This is a genomic window from Variovorax sp. GW821-FHT09A10 (assembly GCF_059418385.1).
Genome location: NZ_JBWKPT010000001.1, coordinates 746,124 through 761,734, shown reverse-complemented (window position 1 = coordinate 761,734; position 15,611 = coordinate 746,124). Strand labels below are relative to the sequence as shown.

The 15,611-nt window shown below is 69.4% G+C and carries 17 protein-coding genes; 6 read left to right on the top strand and 11 right to left on the bottom strand.

Annotated features, from left to right (window positions below):
* Positions 1 to 17: 17 nt before the first annotated feature.
* From AC07Q9_RS03640 to AC07Q9_RS03625, 4 genes are read right to left on the bottom strand one after another with little or no spacing between them, the layout of a single operon-like run.
* Positions 18 to 638 carry a pilus assembly PilX family protein gene (locus AC07Q9_RS03640; protein ID WP_489062884.1) on the bottom strand — a complete coding sequence of 207 codons (621 nt, stop codon included), beginning with the start codon at positions 636 to 638 and terminating at the stop codon, positions 18 to 20.
* On the bottom strand, positions 635 to 1,780 hold the full coding sequence (locus AC07Q9_RS03635) for a PilW family protein (protein ID WP_495307436.1): 1,146 nt from the start codon (positions 1,778 to 1,780) through the stop codon (positions 635 to 637). The genes AC07Q9_RS03640 and AC07Q9_RS03635 overlap by 4 nt, the downstream gene beginning before the upstream one ends.
* The gene (locus AC07Q9_RS03630; RefSeq protein WP_495307434.1) at positions 1,777 to 2,337 is read right to left on the bottom strand and encodes a prepilin-type N-terminal cleavage/methylation domain-containing protein; all 561 of its coding nucleotides are present in this window, start codon (positions 2,335 to 2,337) and stop codon (positions 1,777 to 1,779) included. The genes AC07Q9_RS03635 and AC07Q9_RS03630 overlap by 4 nt, the downstream gene beginning before the upstream one ends.
* Entirely contained in the window at positions 2,331 to 2,735 is a 405-nt protein-coding gene (locus tag AC07Q9_RS03625; RefSeq protein ID WP_495307433.1) for a type IV pilin protein, read from the bottom strand. Before AC07Q9_RS03625 ends, AC07Q9_RS03630 begins: the two co-directional genes overlap by 7 nt.
* A gap of 220 nt (positions 2,736 to 2,955) precedes the next feature.
* Between AC07Q9_RS03625 and AC07Q9_RS03620 the strand changes: the two genes are divergently transcribed.
* Both AC07Q9_RS03620 and AC07Q9_RS03615 read left to right on the top strand, forming a co-directional pair.
* A complete protein-coding gene (locus tag AC07Q9_RS03620; RefSeq protein WP_095744137.1) occupies positions 2,956 to 5,028 on the top strand; it encodes a carbon starvation CstA family protein in 2,073 nt (690 codons plus the stop codon).
* A gap of 17 nt (positions 5,029 to 5,045) precedes the next feature.
* Positions 5,046 to 5,252 (top strand): YbdD/YjiX family protein, encoded by a 207-nt coding sequence (locus AC07Q9_RS03615; RefSeq protein ID WP_495301224.1) that lies wholly within the window; start codon positions 5,046 to 5,048, stop codon positions 5,250 to 5,252.
* Positions 5,253 to 5,308: 56 nt separating this feature from the next.
* Here the strand turns inward: AC07Q9_RS03615 and AC07Q9_RS03610 are convergent, their stop codons facing one another.
* On the bottom strand, positions 5,309 to 6,193 hold the full coding sequence (locus AC07Q9_RS03610; RefSeq protein ID WP_070061628.1) for a LysR substrate-binding domain-containing protein: 885 nt from the start codon (positions 6,191 to 6,193) through the stop codon (positions 5,309 to 5,311).
* A gap of 70 nt (positions 6,194 to 6,263) precedes the next feature.
* Here AC07Q9_RS03610 and AC07Q9_RS03605 point away from each other — a divergent pair, with 70 nt between their 5' ends.
* The 3 genes from AC07Q9_RS03605 (at position 6,264) to AC07Q9_RS03595 (ending at position 8,388) form a co-directional block, all read left to right on the top strand.
* Positions 6,264 to 7,316 (top strand): YeiH family protein, encoded by a 1,053-nt coding sequence (locus AC07Q9_RS03605; RefSeq protein WP_495307432.1) that lies wholly within the window; start codon positions 6,264 to 6,266, stop codon positions 7,314 to 7,316.
* A 105-nt stretch (positions 7,317 to 7,421) separates the two neighbouring features.
* The gene (locus AC07Q9_RS03600) at positions 7,422 to 7,841 is read left to right on the top strand and encodes a sel1 repeat family protein (protein WP_495307431.1); all 420 of its coding nucleotides are present in this window, start codon (positions 7,422 to 7,424) and stop codon (positions 7,839 to 7,841) included.
* A gap of 82 nt (positions 7,842 to 7,923) precedes the next feature.
* A complete protein-coding gene (locus AC07Q9_RS03595; RefSeq protein WP_495307429.1) occupies positions 7,924 to 8,388 on the top strand; it encodes a hypothetical protein in 465 nt (154 codons plus the stop codon).
* 20 nt (positions 8,389 to 8,408) lie between these two features.
* Here AC07Q9_RS03595 and AC07Q9_RS03590 read toward each other — a convergent pair whose 3' ends face one another.
* From AC07Q9_RS03590 to AC07Q9_RS03580, 3 genes are read right to left on the bottom strand one after another with little or no spacing between them, the layout of a single operon-like run.
* Entirely contained in the window at positions 8,409 to 9,239 is an 831-nt protein-coding gene (locus AC07Q9_RS03590) for an urease accessory protein UreD (protein WP_495307427.1), read from the bottom strand.
* Positions 9,240 to 9,248: 9 nt separating this feature from the next.
* The gene (locus AC07Q9_RS03585; RefSeq protein ID WP_070061633.1) at positions 9,249 to 9,776 is read right to left on the bottom strand and encodes a nucleoside deaminase; all 528 of its coding nucleotides are present in this window, start codon (positions 9,774 to 9,776) and stop codon (positions 9,249 to 9,251) included.
* Positions 9,773 to 10,801: an ABC transporter substrate-binding protein gene (locus AC07Q9_RS03580; protein WP_495307425.1), complete on the bottom strand. Its 1,029-nt coding sequence runs from the start codon at positions 10,799 to 10,801 to the stop codon at positions 9,773 to 9,775. Before AC07Q9_RS03580 ends, AC07Q9_RS03585 begins: the two co-directional genes overlap by 4 nt.
* Before the next feature lie 351 nt (positions 10,802 to 11,152).
* On the opposite strand from AC07Q9_RS03580, the gene AC07Q9_RS03575 reads away from it, so the two are divergent.
* Complete coding sequence (locus AC07Q9_RS03575; RefSeq protein WP_495307423.1) at positions 11,153 to 12,226, top strand: aromatic ring-hydroxylating dioxygenase subunit alpha; 1,074 nt, start codon at positions 11,153 to 11,155, stop codon at positions 12,224 to 12,226.
* A gap of 51 nt (positions 12,227 to 12,277) precedes the next feature.
* On the opposite strand, the gene AC07Q9_RS03570 is transcribed toward AC07Q9_RS03575, so the two are convergent.
* The 3 genes from AC07Q9_RS03570 to AC07Q9_RS03560 all read right to left on the bottom strand — a co-directional run bounded on the left by AC07Q9_RS03570 (position 12,278) and on the right by AC07Q9_RS03560 (position 15,483).
* Positions 12,278 to 13,777: a carotenoid oxygenase family protein gene (locus AC07Q9_RS03570; protein WP_495307421.1), complete on the bottom strand. Its 1,500-nt coding sequence runs from the start codon at positions 13,775 to 13,777 to the stop codon at positions 12,278 to 12,280.
* 12 nt (positions 13,778 to 13,789) lie between these two features.
* Entirely contained in the window at positions 13,790 to 14,227 is a 438-nt protein-coding gene (locus AC07Q9_RS03565) for a DUF2141 domain-containing protein (RefSeq protein WP_495307419.1), read from the bottom strand.
* 146 nt (positions 14,228 to 14,373) lie between these two features.
* On the bottom strand, positions 14,374 to 15,483 hold the full coding sequence (locus AC07Q9_RS03560) for an AI-2E family transporter (RefSeq protein ID WP_495307418.1): 1,110 nt from the start codon (positions 15,481 to 15,483) through the stop codon (positions 14,374 to 14,376).
* Positions 15,484 to 15,611: the final 128 nt, after the last annotated feature.

The window sequence follows — 15,611 nt, the reverse complement described above, 5'->3', positions numbered from 1 at the left end:
CCGTTCATCGTCGTGGTTCAAGAGGGGGCCGCCGCGGGCGCGGCCGGCGTGGCGGGCGCCGGCGGCGCGCACAGCGCATCGAACTGCGCCTTGTTGAGCAGTGCCCGCACGCCCTGGCGCACGGAGGTCGAGATGCCGGTGGCGCCAGAGGTGACGTCGGTCACGGTGGTGCTGATGTCCCACACGGCGTTGTATTGGTCGGGCAGGGCGCCCAGGCCCGAGCCGCTGCTGGACGCGCCGCCGGTGATGCCGCCCGGGCCCGTGCTGCCGCCGCCGCCGCTGTCGACCGCCTTGGTGGCGCGCACGCACACAGGCGGGGCGACGACGACCTTGTAGTCGTCCACGCCGTCGTTGTTGATGTCGACCATGCTCACGGTGCCTTGTGGTGGCGCGAGCGACGGGGTGCCGTCGCTGCCGGGCACCAGCAGGCTGGCCGCGACTTCCTCGATCGCGCGGTTGGCGGCGGCCACGGCTTCGTTGCGGGTCTGCAGGTTGCCCACGGCCTTGAGGTTGGCGCCGCTGAGGTTGAAGGCGGCGGTGACCACGAGCGTGATCAGCAGCAGCATGATCATCCCGATGATCAGCGCGGCGCCGCGCTGGGTTGGGGCGGGGCGGCCGGCGTGCGCGCGTGGCTTCATGGCGTTTCCCTGCGGCCGGTGACGTTGGTCAGGCGCACGGTGGTCGCGAACGCGTGCCGCTTGTAGTGGTCGTTGAACGGCCCCAGCGTCGCGGCGCCCATCTGGTAGGTGCGCGTGTCGGTGTGGCCCGGCGAGATGGCGGCGGCGCGCGCCAGCACGTGCAGCTTCACGGCCACCACGTTGACCAGCTGGTCGGCGGTGCAGGCCGAGGCGGTGCTGCAGTGCACGAAGGCACCGTCGGGGCTGCCGTCGCCGCGGTTGGACGGCGTCGACTTGTTCGCCGGGTCGGCCCACGCGATGGCCTGGGCGTAGTTGACGGCGGCGCCGGTCTTGCTCAGCGTGTCCAGGCCGAGCTCGACGCGAAAGCCTTCGACGCCTTCGATCAGCGGCGTGGGCGGTTGCTGCGCGAGCGTGCCGCCCACCAGGTCGAAGCGCGAGCGCGACAGCGTGGGCACGCCGTCGCCCACGGCCTCGGCATAGTCGCGCACGTAGTAGATGTCGGTCACCAGCTTGCGTTTGGGCGAAGGGGTGGTGCAGTCCTTGAGGAACATCTGGTCGAAGGCGCCGGTCGAGAGGTCGAACGACGAGGGCTTTTGCGTGCCGCACAGCGACGACTGGAAGTACATCGCGCCGGCCACGTCGGCGTCGCAGTGGGGCGTGCCGGGCAGGCAGGTGTCGGCGTGGCGCACCACGAGGACGTCGGTGTTGGCCTTCTTGTGCGTGAGCAGGTCGGTGCAGGTGGCGGGCACGCTGTCGTAGACCTGCACGGGCAGGTCGAGCAGCTGGCGCTTGTAGTCCTCGGTCCAGTTCGCGGCCGAGTAGGCCAGGCACGGGTCGGGCACGGCGCCGGTGGGCACGTGCGTGGGCGCGGCGCTGACCGTGAGGTCGTCGAACTCGGGCATGTAGTTTTCCCAGAAGCCCGCGTGGGAGATCTCGTTCTCGAGCACGAAGATGCTCAGGCGCCCGGTTTCGATCTGGCGGTTGACGCGTTCCATCTCGCGCTGGGAGCCGCTCACGTTGAGGAACAGCGTGAGCAGCGCGGCCATCACGATGAGCATGATGGTGATGGCCACCATCAGCTCGATCAGCGTCAGCCCGCGCTGGGCGCGGCGTGCGGCGGGGTGCGGGCGCCTCGGGTTCATGAGAGCGAGCCGATGCGCACCAGCGTGGTCACGGTGCGGCGGCACAGGTCGTTGATGCACTTGGAGCCGGTGCCCCCGTCGTAGAGGTCCTTGCCGCAGGCCACGCCGGCCGGCGGCGCCGAGATCGGTCCGAGGCCTTGCCAGGCGACCGTCACGAGGTACTCGTTGTTGCCCATGTCTTCCACGCAGCCGCGCCCGCCGATCACGGTGCCCAGCTTGTCGTTGCCCGAGAACTCGGCGGCGCCCTGCAGCGCGTTGCACCATTCCCTGGCGTCGATCTGTTGGCGCGTGCCGGTGCCGGTGGGGCAGGCATCGGTTCCGCCCAGCGGTGCGCTGGTGGCGTAGCTGGCCGCCACGCGGCGGTTGATGGCGATGCGGCTGGCCATGTCGTTGAGCAGGATCAGCGCCTGCGAGCGCTGGTACGACTCCATCTCGGAGGCCTGCAGCCGGGCCTGCAGCCCCACGAGGCCGAACAGGCCGAAGGCCAGGACGAGCAGGGTGACCAGCACCTCGATCAGCGTGGTGCCGCGCTGGCGCTGCAAGGACACGTTCACCATTTGTTGGCCGGCGTCTTCACGCCTTCGCTGGTGAGTCCGAGGTCGCCGTCGCCCACCTGGCTGCCGATCGGCGTGAAGGTGATCGTGAAGGCGGGTGGGGTAGAGGTCGGGACCGTGACCGTGTAGCTGTAGTTGCTGGCGACCTCCGCGGGCAGGCTGTAGCCGCTGGCGGTCAGCGTCGTCGTGTTGGCGTAGCTGCGGTTGGCAATGAGGAACTGCTGCTGCCGGTTGGCGATGTCCATCATCTGCGCCTGGGCCGCCGAGCGCTTCGAACGGATGACGTACTGCCGGTAGTTGGGCAGGGCGATCGACGCCAGGATGGCCACGATGGCCACCGTGATCATGACCTCGATCAATGTGAAGCCGCGGCTTGTGCGCGCCTGCGAATGCTGGGTCATCGTGGACTCGTCAGAGTTGTTTCATATTGTTAGTGAATGTGAATTTATCACATTTAACGTAAACGCAAACGCTTCATGGCACTGACGATGCCGGCCCTGCAAGAGGTGCTTAGGGGTTATCCATTAGGCAATTCCACCCGCCCGGCCCACGCAGTGCGACGGATGCGGCCCGGCGGCGGGCGGGGAACACTCGCCCGGTTCATATCGAGGAGACATCCGCATGCCCAACATTCGCCGCCATCTGGTGTGGCTGGCCGTGGCCGTGCTCGGCGCTTTTGCGCTGGGCACCGTCGCCCTGAGCCGGGGGGAAAGCATCAACGCCCTCTGGGTCGTGACCGCCGCGCTCTGCACCTACCTGATCGCCTACCGCTACTACAGCCTGTTCATCGCCGACAAGGTGCTGGGGCTGGACGCCAACCGCAAGACGCCCGCGCACCGCCACAACGACGGCCTGGACTACGTGCCGACCGACAAGAACGTGCTGTTCGGCCACCACTTCGCGGCCATCGCGGGCGCCGGCCCGCTGGTGGGCCCGGTGCTCGCCGCGCAGATGGGCTACCTGCCCGGTTTGCTGTGGGTGCTGGCGGGCGTGGTGTTCGCGGGGGCGGTGCAGGACTTCATCATCCTGTTCATCTCCACGCGCCGCGACGGCCGTTCGCTGGGCGACCTGGTCAAGCAGGAGATGGGCGTGGTGCCCGGCATGATCGCGCTGTTCGGCACCTTCATGATCATGATCATCATCCTGGCGGTGCTGGCCCTGATCGTGGTGAAGGCGCTGGCCGAATCGCCGTGGGGCAGCTTCACGGTGGCCGCGACGATTCCGGTGGCGCTGTTCATGGGCGTGTACCTGCGCTACATCCGCCCGGGCCGCATCGGCGAGGTGTCGGTGATCGGCTTCGTGCTGCTCATGGCGGCCATCTTCGGCGGCCAGTGGGTCAGCCAGCATCCGGTGTGGGGCCCGGCCTTCACCTTCGACGGCAAGGCGCTCACCTGGATGCTCGTGGGCTACGGCTTCGTGGCCGCCAGCCTGCCGGTGTGGCTGCTGCTGGCGCCGCGCGATTACCTGTCGACCTTCCTGAAGATCGGCACCATCATCGCGCTGGCCATCGGCATCGTGGTCGTGATGCCCACGCTGCAGATGCCCGCCATCACGCAGTTCGCGCAAGGCAACGGCCCGGTGTGGTCGGGCAGCCTGTTCCCGTTCCTGTTCATCACTATCGCCTGCGGCGCCGTCTCGGGCTTCCACGCACTCATTTCTTCGGGCACCACGCCCAAGATGCTCGACAACGAACGCCACGCGCGCTTCATCGGCTACGGCGGCATGCTGGCCGAGTCGTTCGTCGCCGTGATGGCGCTGGTGGCGGCCTCGTGCATCGAGCCGGGCATTTACTTCGCGATGAACAGCCCGGGCGCGCTGGTCGGCACCACGGTGCAACAGGCCGCGGCAACGATCTCCGGCTGGGGCTTTGTGGTCACGCCCGAGATGCTGCTCCAGACGGCCAAGGACGTGGGCGAAACCACCATCCTCGGGCGCACCGGCGGCGCGCCGACGCTGGCCGTGGGCATGGCCCACATCCTTCACCAGGTGATCGGTGGGCAGGCCATGATGGCCTTCTGGTACCACTTCGCGATCCTGTTCGAGGCGCTCTTCATCCTCACGGCAGTGGACGCCGGCACGCGCGCCGGCCGCTTCATGCTGCAGGACCTGCTGGGCAGCTTCGTGCCTGCGCTCAAGCGCACCGACTCGCTGCCGGCCAACCTGATCGCCACCGCGCTGTGCGTGGCGGCCTGGGGCTACTTCCTGTACCAGGGCGTGGTCGATCCGCTGGGCGGCATCAACACGCTGTGGCCGCTGTTCGGCATCTCCAACCAGATGCTGGCCGCGGTGGCGCTGATGCTGGGCGTGGTCGTGCTGTTCCGCATGAAGCGCGAGCGCTACGCCTGGGTGGCGGCAGCGCCGGCCGTGTGGCTGCTGGCCTGCACGCTGACGGCGGGCTGGCAGAAGATCTTCTCGAGCGATCCGAAGATCGGCTTCCTGTCGCACGCGGCCAAGTACGCCGACGGCCTGGCCAACGGCGTGCTGATTGCGCCGGCCAAGACGCCCGAAGCCATGTCGCGCATCGTCTTCAACGACCGGCTCGACGCGGCGCTGTGCGCGCTGTTCATCTTCGTGGTGCTGAGCGTGCTGGTCTACAGCATCAAGGCCTGCCTCGCAGCCCGCGCCGCCAACCGGCCGACCACGCAGGAGACGCCGTTCGAGGCGATGGGCGCGGCTTCGTCCGCTGCCCACTGACCGAACGGAAGAACGCCATGGCCCTCGCCATGCCCGAAGCCGGGCGCTACATCGCCCGCTCGATCAAGCAGTCGTTGCGGCTCATGGTCGGGCTGCCCGACTACGACGTCTACCTGACGCACATGGCGGCCACCCACCCGGACCGGGCGCCGATGAGCTACGAGGAATTCTTCCGCGAACGGCTCGAGGCGCGCTACGGCGCGGGCAAGGGGCGCTGCTGCTAGCGGCAGTTGGCCGACAACAACGACAAAGGGCGCACGCGGTGCGCCCTTTTTTCATGTCACGAGGCGTCGAGGATCTGCGCCATCCGCAGCGCCGCCGGCGAGAGCGGCCGGTTCTTCAAGGCCAGCCGGTACAGCGGCCGCGACAGCACCGCGCCCGGCAGCTTCAGCTCGCGCAGCGTGCCCAGCGCGAGCATGTCGGCCACCACCACGCGCGGCAGCATCGAGATGCCGACCCCGCTGGCCACGGTGCGCGCAATGGCTTCGTTGCTCGCCATTTCCATCCACGGCGGCGCGTCGATGCCGTGCGCCGCGCACAGCGCCTCGGTGGCCTGGCGCGTGCCCGAGCCCGGCTCGCGCAGGATCCAGTTCTGGCGGCCCAGCAGCGCGGCCGTCACGCCGCGCCGGGGCAGGGCGGCATCGGGCGGCGCGACGATGGCGAGCGGGTCGGTGGTCCATTCGCGCACGTCCACGCGCTCTTCGTCCACGCGGCCCTCGACCAGCGCGAGGTCGATGCGGCATTCGAGCAGCTGCTCGCACACCCACTGCGTGTTGCCGACCGTGACGCGCGGCACCACCGCCGGGTAGGCGGCGCAGAAGGCCGCGATCTGCGGCGGCAGCCAGTAGCTCGCCACCGTGGTGCTGGCGCCCAGCGTGAGGCTGCCGCGCTGTACGCCGACGCGCGCACGCACGTCGTCCAGCGCCGCGCGCTCCATCGCGAAGATGCCGCGCGCATGCGTGAGCAGCGACGCGCCGGCCTCGGTGAGCCGAAAGCCCTTGCCCGCGCCGCGCTCGATGAGCGTCAGGTCGAGCTGGTGCTCCAGCTCGCGGATGCCCTTGGACACCGCCGGCTGGCTGATCCACAGGCCCTCGGCCGCGCGCGAGAAGCTGCCCGCCTCGGCCACGGCGACGAACAGGCGCACCAGGTGCAGGTTCAGGGTCATAACTTAACTTCATGCATCGGTGAAGTTTATGTCTTTGACTCATGGGGTGTCGATTCCTAAAGTCGGGTCCATGTCCTCCCTTGCCGCCTCCTTGCCCGGTTTCTCCTTTGTTCGCCGCTGCGGCCCCGGCGTGTTGCTGTCTGCACTGCTGGCGGCCGCCGCCGCGCTGCTGGCCGAATGGCCGCCGATGGTGCACCTGGGCCTGAGCGCGCTCACGCTGGCCATCGCGCTGGGCATGGTGGCGGGCAACACGGTGTTCCCCGCGGTGTCGGCGCGCACCGGCGCCGGCGTGGACTTCGCGCGCAGCGCGTTGCTGCGCGCGGGCATCGTGCTCTACGGCTTTCGCATCTCGCTGAGCGACATCGGCGCCGTCGGCTGGCCCGGCGTGCTGATCGCGATGGCGATGGTGGCGCTGACCTTCGGCCTCGCCGTGCGCATCGGCACGCGCTGGCTGGGGCTCGACCGCGAGACGGCCGCGCTCATCGGCGCGGGCAGCGCCATCTGCGGTGCCGCCGCCGTGATGGCGACCCAGCCCGTGGTGCGCGGCGAGGAGCACAAGGTGTCGATCGCCGTCGCCACGGTGGTGGTGTTCGGCACGCTGTCGATGGTGGCGTACCCGCTGGTCTATCCGTACCTCGGGCTCACGGAACATGCCTTCGGCCTCTTCGCGGGCTCCACCATCCACGAGGTGGCGCAGGTGGTCGCGGTGGGCGAGGCCGTGAGCCCCGGTGCGGCCAACGCGGCGGTGGTCGAGAAGATGCTGCGCGTGATGATGCTGGCGCCGTTCCTCATGGGCCTGTCGTTCCGCGTGGCGGCCTCGACGCCGGGCGCGGCGAGCCTGCGCTCGTGCTGGCGCCAGGTGCGCGTGCCATGGTTCGCCGTGCTGTTCATCGCCGTGAGCGCGGTGCATTCGCTCGACGTGCTGCCGCACGCACTCGTCGCCGCGCTGGTGCAGCTCGACACGCTGCTGCTCGCCACCGCCATGGCCGCGATGGGCCTGCGCACCAGCGCCGCGAGCCTGCGCAAGGCGGGGGCGCAGCCGCTCAAGCTGGGGGCGCTGCTGTTCGTGTTCCTGACGGCCGGCGGCTATGCGGTGAATGCGGCCGTGCTGGCGATGTTTTGAGCGGGGGCTCAGGCGGCGCCTGAGGCGTCCTGCGTGAATTCCAGTTTCTCCTGCGCGCGCCTTCGCGGGACCATCGGTGCCACGCAACCCGTGGAGAAAAAACCGATGTCATCCGAACTCAACCAGATCGCCAGTTGGTCGCTGCGCTGGCGCATCTTTCTGTCAGGCGCGCTGTGCCTCGTCGCCGCCATCGCCGCGGCGAAGCCCTTCGACGCGAACGTCGACCTGCAGACCGAGCAGCGCTACCAGCTCGCGCTCGAAGCGCAGGCCGCACGCGACTACCGCACGATGCTCGAGCACCTGCGCCAGGCCGCCACCGAAGGCCATCCCGAGGCGCAGGAGATGCTGGGCATGGTGCTGCTGACGGGGCCCACGCTGTACGGATCGGCCGTGAAGGCCGACCGCTGCGAGGCGCGCACGTGGATGCTGCGCGCCGCCGGGCAGGGCAGCGAAACGGCCAGGGTGCAATTGGCGTTTCTCAACAGGCTGCGCAGCGCGCCGTCCGGAAAGATCGCCTGCGGTTGATGGCGGGCGCGGTGCGGCCATACTCGGCGCTCCTTCACGAGCGCGCCGTTGCATGCCCACTCCCTCTTCTGCGAACCGACGCATGCGCACCGTGTCCTGGCTGCTGTCCGCGCTCGCGCTTGCCGGGTGCACGGCAACAGGCAACAAGCCCGATGCGACCGTCACTCGGACCGCCGACGGCTACGAGGTCACGCTCTACGCGACCCGGGGCCTGATGGTGCATGACCCTGTGTCGCTGATCTTCCACCGCAGCTACGAACTCGAATCCCGCATCCGGGTGCCGTCGATCGAGGGGCGCGTCGACGCAGCCGACGCCTCGGTGTACGAGGTGAGCGAATTCGACAAGGCGGCCGAGAAGAAGGCGCCTTCCACGCACCCTGTCGACCTCCGACTGCGGGAGCACTACGAGAAGGAGCGCAGGCCGCGCCTCACGGGCGCGCTCGTTTTCTCGGGCCACACGCTGACGGTCGACGTGCAGGCGGTGGGGCAGAACGGTTCGTCCCCGTATCCGTTCAACGGCACCTACCACCTGAAGACACGACAGTAGCGGCGACGGCCGTCCGCGTCTCAGGTCGCCCAGATGCGCGGCGTGGCCGCCGTCAGTTGCCACAGCTCGCTGCGCCACGCCTGCCAGACCTGCCGCAGCAGCTGCATCGCGGGCTCGACCACCGGCGCGAGCACGCGCAGCACCACCACTTCCGCATGCGGGCTGGTCGCGCCCGCGCTCTCGTGCAGTTCGTGCGCTTCGAGCAGCCCGCGCGCCTGCGCCAGCAGGGCCTCGCGCCGTGCCTTGGCCATCGGCGAACCCGCCACGACGAACAGCGAGGCGAGACAGCGGTGGCCGCCCAGCCCCAGCGGGCTTTGCAGCAGGCGGTGGTCGCTCGCGTCGATGCGCCCGCGCTCCAGCCACACGCCGGGCGCCTCGATGTGCTGCAGGTAGGTGCCGCGTTCGAAAGGCTGGTGGGCGTTGGGCAGGCCGAGTGCGCACACGTCCCAGCCGATCATCTCGGCGCCCGGTGCGACCTCGAGCGTGAGCCGGTTCTCGGCCTCGCAGCCGCTGTAGCAGATGGCCTCGAGCGGCAGCCATTCGAGCCGCGCGCCCGGTGCGAGCCGGATGCGCGTGCGCTGCAGCGCGGTCTCGCCTTCGGAGCGGTAGAAGCGCGAGGCGCCGGGTGTGGTGATCAGGCCGTGGCTGCCGTCGGCGGCCTCGATGTCGATGTCGAGCGTGTCGCCGCCCACGAGACCGCCCGGCGGGTGCACCAGCACGTTGTGGCACACCGCATCGCCCTCGGGGTAGAGGCTCTGCAGGATGCGCAGCGGGCCGTCGTGGCGGAAACGGGCGACGCTGCGGTCGGCTTCTTTTTGGTAGGCGAGGTGGAGACGGGCGTGCCAGGGCATGCGGGGAGTCTAGGTCTTCCAGGCGCCGTCATGCGCGGCGGCAGCTTCGTCGATCAATGCCGGCCCGATGCATTCGATGGCATGCGGCGAGGCGCGGAACACGTCGCGGCACGACAGCTCCGCATCGCGCTGGTCCTGCCGCTCGCCACGGAACACGCGCAGCCGCTGCGCGTCGATGCCGAACACCACGCGGCCGATGTTCGACCAGAAGATCGCGCCCGCGCACATCACGCACGGTTCGCCCGAGGCATAGAGCGTGGCGCCGGCCAGCTCCTCGCGCGTGAGGCCGCGGCCGGCCAGTGCGCGCAGCGCGTTCACCTCGGCGTGCGCGGTGCAGTCGCCGGTTTCGGCGTTGCTGTTCGCAGCCTCGGCCAGCACTTCGCCGGCGGCCGAGACGATGACCGAGCCGAAGGGCCGGTTGCCGCGTCGGCGCGCGGCATGCGACCACACGATGGCCTTGCGCAGGTAGCGGCCGTCGCGCTCGTCGAGCGTGGTTTCTTCGGGGAGCGCGGGCGTGGAGTTTTCAGGAAGGTTCATGCCTTGGGTGCGGGAAGAAGGCGCTCGCTGCGCGCCGGCAGCATCGCGCCGTTGAAGAGGGCATCGGCCGAAGGCCGCATCTTGAGGCCGAAAGTGTCGGCCACCTCGTCGACCTGCTGTTCGAGCGTGAGCTTGCGGATGTCGCCCAGCCCGTGGCCGCGCGTGTCCGCCGCGCCCACGTACTGCGCCGTGAGGCCCCAGCGTTCGAGTTCGACCTTCTCGTCCAGGATCGGTTCGCGCTGGCGCATGGCCGCGATGCTGGGCACCGGGTTGGCGAAGGTCTCGACGATGGCGCGGTTGGTGGCGCGCAAGAAAGCCGCCACGACCTTCGGGTTCTGCGCGATGAGGTTGCTGCTCGCCAGGATCGCGTTGCCGTACAGGTTGACGCCCGCGTCCGCGTACTTGAGCACCGAGAGTTCGTCGGCCTTCATGCGCGCGAAGAGCGAGACGGCCGAGTCGTGGAAGTAGGTGGCGGCATCGACGTCGCCGCGCACCATCACGTTGTCGCGCGCGCTGAAATCGGTGGTCTGCCACTGGAAGGCATCGCCGCGCATGCCCTGCCGGCGCGCCACCATCGGCCAGGCGCGGCGCGTGGACTCGACGGCGGCGGCCGCCACCTTCTTGCCCGTGAGGCTCTTGAAGTCGGTCGTCACGCCGCGGTCCTTGCGCCCGATGATCACGAACGGTGCACGGTTGTAGTACTGGTACACGGCCTGCACCACCGGCGTGCCCGGGTTCTGTGCGTTGAACTCGACCAGCGAGCTGATGTCGCCCAGGCCCAATTGGTACACGCCGCTGGCGATGCGCGTGATCGACGCGACCGAGCCGGCGCCGGTGTCGATCGTCACGTCCAGCCCCTCGTCGCGGTAGTAGCCCTTGGCCTGCGCCAGGAAGAAGGGCGCGGTCTGGCCGTTGATGCGGAAGTCGAGCGTGAACTTCAGCGGTGTGAGCTTGCCGCCCTGCGCGAACACGGCAGGGGCGGCGAGGGTGGCGGCAGCGGCGGCAAGAAAGGATCGGCGTTGCATGGTGGGGCCTCGGAGTCGGTGGTCTTGACGGATGCCTCCCACCGCGGGCGGGAGGCGCCTCAAGAGCAATTTCCGGGCGGGCGCACGGGGTTGGTGCGTGCGCTGCTGAACGCTTCTACTCTTGCCCGCTGTCTTGCATGAGGCATGCCAGGGTGCGGCGCTCGGGCATCGCGGCGCGGGGCTTGGACGCGCGACAAGGGCGCGCCACAATCCGGGCGCGCTAATTGCAAGTCGATCGGCGCAGAGTAGAAGCGTTCAGCCTCGCGCATGCCCTTTCAACCGGCATGCCGACGAAGCAGGAAATTGCTCTTTCACGTTCGTTCCCCCACGCAACAACGAAGGAGTTCGCCCATGCTCGTCACCCGACAACCCGTCTTCCGCAAGTTCTGGCATGCCGTCATGCCGCTCACCGAACTGGCCCATGGCCCCAAGCCCTTCCGGCTGCTGGGCGAAGACATCGTTCTGTTCCTCGACGCCGACGGCCAGCCGGCCGCCCTGCGCGACCGCTGCTGCCACCGCACCGCCAAACTCTCGAAGGGCTGGTGCGTGGACGGCGAAGGCAAGGCCTGCGGGCAGGGCGCGATCCAGTGCGGCTACCACGGCTGGACCTACGACCGCAGCGGCCAGGTGGTGCGCATTCCTCAGTACGAGCCCGAGCGCACGATCTCGCCCGAGTACAAGACCACGGCCTACCCCTGCACCGCACGCTACGGCTACGCCTGGGTGGCGCTGGAGGAGCCCATTGCCGACATCCCGGCCATTCCCGAGTTCGACGACCCGGGCTACCGCACGATCTTCCAGTTCTACGAAGAGTGGCAGACCAGCCCGATGCGCGCGCTCGAAAACTCCTTCGACAACTCGCACTTCAGCTTCGTGCACCGCGCCACCTTCGGCGTGGCCGCGAGCCCGAAGCCGAGCAAGTACGAGCTGGTGGAGAACGAGTCGGGCTTCTACGCCGAGACGGTGATCGAAGCGACCAACCCGGTGAAGTTCCACGCGATCAGCGGCGTGACCGATGCGATCACCACGCGCCACATGCGCAACGCCTACTTCCTGCCGTTCGCGCGCCGCCTCGACATCGAGTACCCGAGCGGCATCCGCCACATCATCATCAACTGCTTCACGCCCATCGACGACGGGCGCATGCAGCTGTGCCAGTGGCTGTTCCGCAACGACACCGAGGCCGACTGCGCGGCGCAGATGCTGATCGACTTCGACGAGGAGATCACGCGCGAGGACAAGGACATCCTCGAATCGACCGACCCCGACGCGCTGGTCGACACGCGCCGGCGCGGCGTGGAGTATTCGATGGAGTCCGACCGGCCAGGCATGCTGATCCGCAAGCACCTGATGCAGCTGCTGGCCAGGCACGGCGAGGCGGAGGTGCACCGGGGCATGACGATCCCGATCGCGAAGGCCGCCTGAAAGTGATGCCGCTGCAGGCCCCGCGTGCGCGTGGCCGCAGCGGTCAGTCGTTCAGGCTTTCACGAAGGCGCCGTGCAACCCCAGCGGCAGCGCGTAAGGCAGCGTGGCCTGCGCCACCGGCCCGGCGGCCAGGTGGTCGGCGGCGAAGCACGACAGCACCGTGCGCTGCCGGCCGAAGTCCAGCGCGGTGCCCAGCACCCAGCCCGGCTTGGCACCGTCGGGCACGAAGACGTGCTCTTCCACGATGGCCTGCGCGCCGTAGCTGAAGCGCTGGCTGCGTCCGCTCTCGATGTCGGTGCGCGCGACGGCGCCGAAGCCGGGCACGTCGGCGCGCGTCTGCGTGGCGTGCACCACCTGGCGATGGCGCAGGCCGACGCGGCGCGGATCGATGCGTGGGAACTCGGCCTCCAGCGGCAGTTCGCGCTGCGTGGCCTTGCCCGTTCCCAGGTCGAGCGTGGCGACGGTCAGGCGCGGCTCGTTGCGGCGCACACGGCGCGCGCGCATCACCTCGCGGTTGCTGGTGAACACCGACTCGGCGTTCTGCGTGCGCACGTAGTCGATGTGGATGCGCGCACCGCGCGGCGTGTCTTCCTCCCACGCATTGCCGACGTGGAACAGGAAGCCGGCGGGCAGCTCGAACAGCTGGCGCTTGTCCCAGTCCTGCTTGTCCACCACCAGCGCGCGCATGCCGAGCTCGGGCCGCCAGACGTGGGCGTCGAGAAAGCTCGCGCCGGCCTCCTTGCGCTTGCTGTCGTACACCAGTGGCGGCATCAGGAACACGAGGTGCCGCGCGGTCACGGCGAAGTCGTGGACCATGGGCAGCTCGGGCACCGGCACCACGGCCGCGCGGCGCAGCGCGCCGCCGGGCGCGATCTCGTACAGCGCCAGCAGGCTCTGGCCGGAACTCACTCCGAAGTTCCACACGGTGCCGTCCGGGTCGACCTTGGGGTGGGCCGAGAAGGGCATGCCCGCGAGGTCGGCGCGCCAGGTCTTCACGCCCAGCGTGTCGAGCGTGCGCGCATCGATGCGCGTGGCCGAGCCGCCTTCCCACAGCGCCAGCACCTCGCCCTGCATCGGCAGCACGCTGGTGTTGGCGACGTTGATGGCGTCGGCCGAGGTGGGCGGCTCCACGCCCGGCGGCATGGTGCCGAAGGCTTCGGTGAGGTGGCGGCCGGCCTTCACCTCGGCCACGCGCTTGGGCGTGGCGACGTAGCGGCCCTGGTGGCGCACGTCGGCGCCTTCGATCACGAAGCGATGCACCATGCCGTCGCCGTCGAACCAGTGGTGATAGCGCTCGCCGCCCAGGTCGTGGCCGGCCGGGCCGATGCGAAACAGCGTGCCGGCGACGGCGTCGGGAAAGCGCCCGCGCACGGTCGCGCGGGTCAGCGGCAGGTCGCCCGGGGGCGTGGCGAAGCCGATCTTCCAGGGGGCGTCGGCGGCTTCGAACTGGGCTTGCCAGTCGTCGGTGGTGCCGGCGGCACGCGCCAGCGGGGCGAGCAGGGGCAGGGCGCCGGCCGTGGCCAGCAGGCGCAGGAGTTCGCGTCGTTCCATGGCCGTGTCTCCTCAGCGCAGGTGGATGACGGCTTGGGCGTCGGCGTCGATGCGCAACGCCGCGGCCTCGAAGTCGGGTGCGCCGCGGTTGCCCTTGGCGTCGTTCGAGAAGCCGTAGCGTTCGATCGGCATGCCCACCAGGTTGGTGTCGAGCTTGCCGTTGCCGTTCTCGTCGGCGAACACGCGCAGCGCGTAGCGGCCCGGCGCCAGGTCGGTGAAGACGAAGCGGGCCTTGCCTTCGCGCATCGGCGCGGTCTGCGAGGCGAGGGCCTTGCTCTCGGCGTAGCTGGCGGCGTCGTTGTACAGCGCGACGTAGAGCGTGGCGCCGGCGGCCGGGCCGTCGGCGATGCTCAGGTTCAGGTCGGCGGCCAGGGCGCCGAGCGGGGCGAGCGCGGCAGCGGCGATCAGGCCGCGCGCGGCGGGGCGGGAGAGGAAAGCGGGAAGGTGCATGGCAGGCCTCGTGGTGGGTGGAGGGCCCGACGATCCCGCAGTCGCCCGGGCGGTGCCCAGCGTCATGCGACGGAATGCGCGAATGCGTGCGCGAAATGCGCGCAGAAGGAGCGAACGCCGCGGCCCGGGAAGGGCCGCGACCGGTGTCAGGCCTTGTCCTGCCCGTCCTTCGGGGCTTCTGCGGCTTCTTCGGTCGCGTGCCCCGTGCCCACATGGCCCGAGTCCGCAAACAGGCTCCAGGCCGCCATGAACAGCGCCGCGATCACCGGCCCGATCACGAAGCCGTTGATGCCGAAGATCGCCATGCCGCCGATGGTGGACATCAGCACGATGTAGTCGGGCATCTGTGTGTCCTTGCCCACCAGCACGGGGCGCAGGATGTTGTCGACCAGGCCGATCACGAACACGCCGATGAAGATCAGCACGCCGCCCTGCCAGAAGTGCCCGGTGGCCAGGTAGTAGATGGCCACGGGGCCCCAGATCAGCGCCGCGCCCACGGCCGGCAGCAGCGACAGGAAGGCCATCAGCACCGCCCACAGCAGCGCGCCCTGCACGCCCAGGAACCAGAAGGCCAGCCCGCCGATGGTGCCCTGCGCGATGGCCACGGCCACGTTGCCCTTCACGGTGGCGCGGATCACGGTGGTGAACTTGTTCAGCAGGTAGTGCGTGTGCGGCTTGGCCAGCGGCAGCGCGTCGCGCATGGTCTTCGACAGCGACGTGCCGTCGCGCACCAGGAAGTACAGCAGGTACAGCATCACGAAGAAGCTCACCACGAAGTCGAAGGTGTTCTGCCCGATGGCCAACGCCTGGCTGGCGATGAGCTGGCTGGCCTGGCCCGCGATGGCCGAGACGCGCGCCTGCCAGGCCGCCATGTCGCCCAGGTTGAAGCGCTCCACGATGTTCAGCAGCCACTGCGGCGTGGCGTCCAGGATCTGCTGGAAGTAGGCCGCGAAGTTGATCTGGCCCGAGCGGATGCTCTGTGTGATCAGCGCCACCTCCTGCACCAGCGACACGCCCACCATCGCCAGCGGCAGGATCACGATGAACAGGCAGATCGCCAGCGTGGACAGCGCGGCCACGTTGCGCCGGCCGGGCATCTTCTTGAGCAGCCACTTGAACAGCGGCGTGAACAAAATCGCCAGCGCGACCCCCCAGAGCACCGCGCCGAAGAACGGCATCAGCACCCACAGAAAGGCGACGGTGACAGCGGCAAGCAGGGCGAGGAAGACGCCGCGCTGGAGTTGGGGAGAGTTCATAAGTGTCTCGGACTGTAGCCGAGCCGGAACCCGTCGCCGTGTCAGCCGGCGCGCCCTTGTGCGATGCAGCAGGCTTGCCAAGGAAAAACGCCGCGGGCCTAAGGCCGGCGGCGTGTGTCAGCTACTCA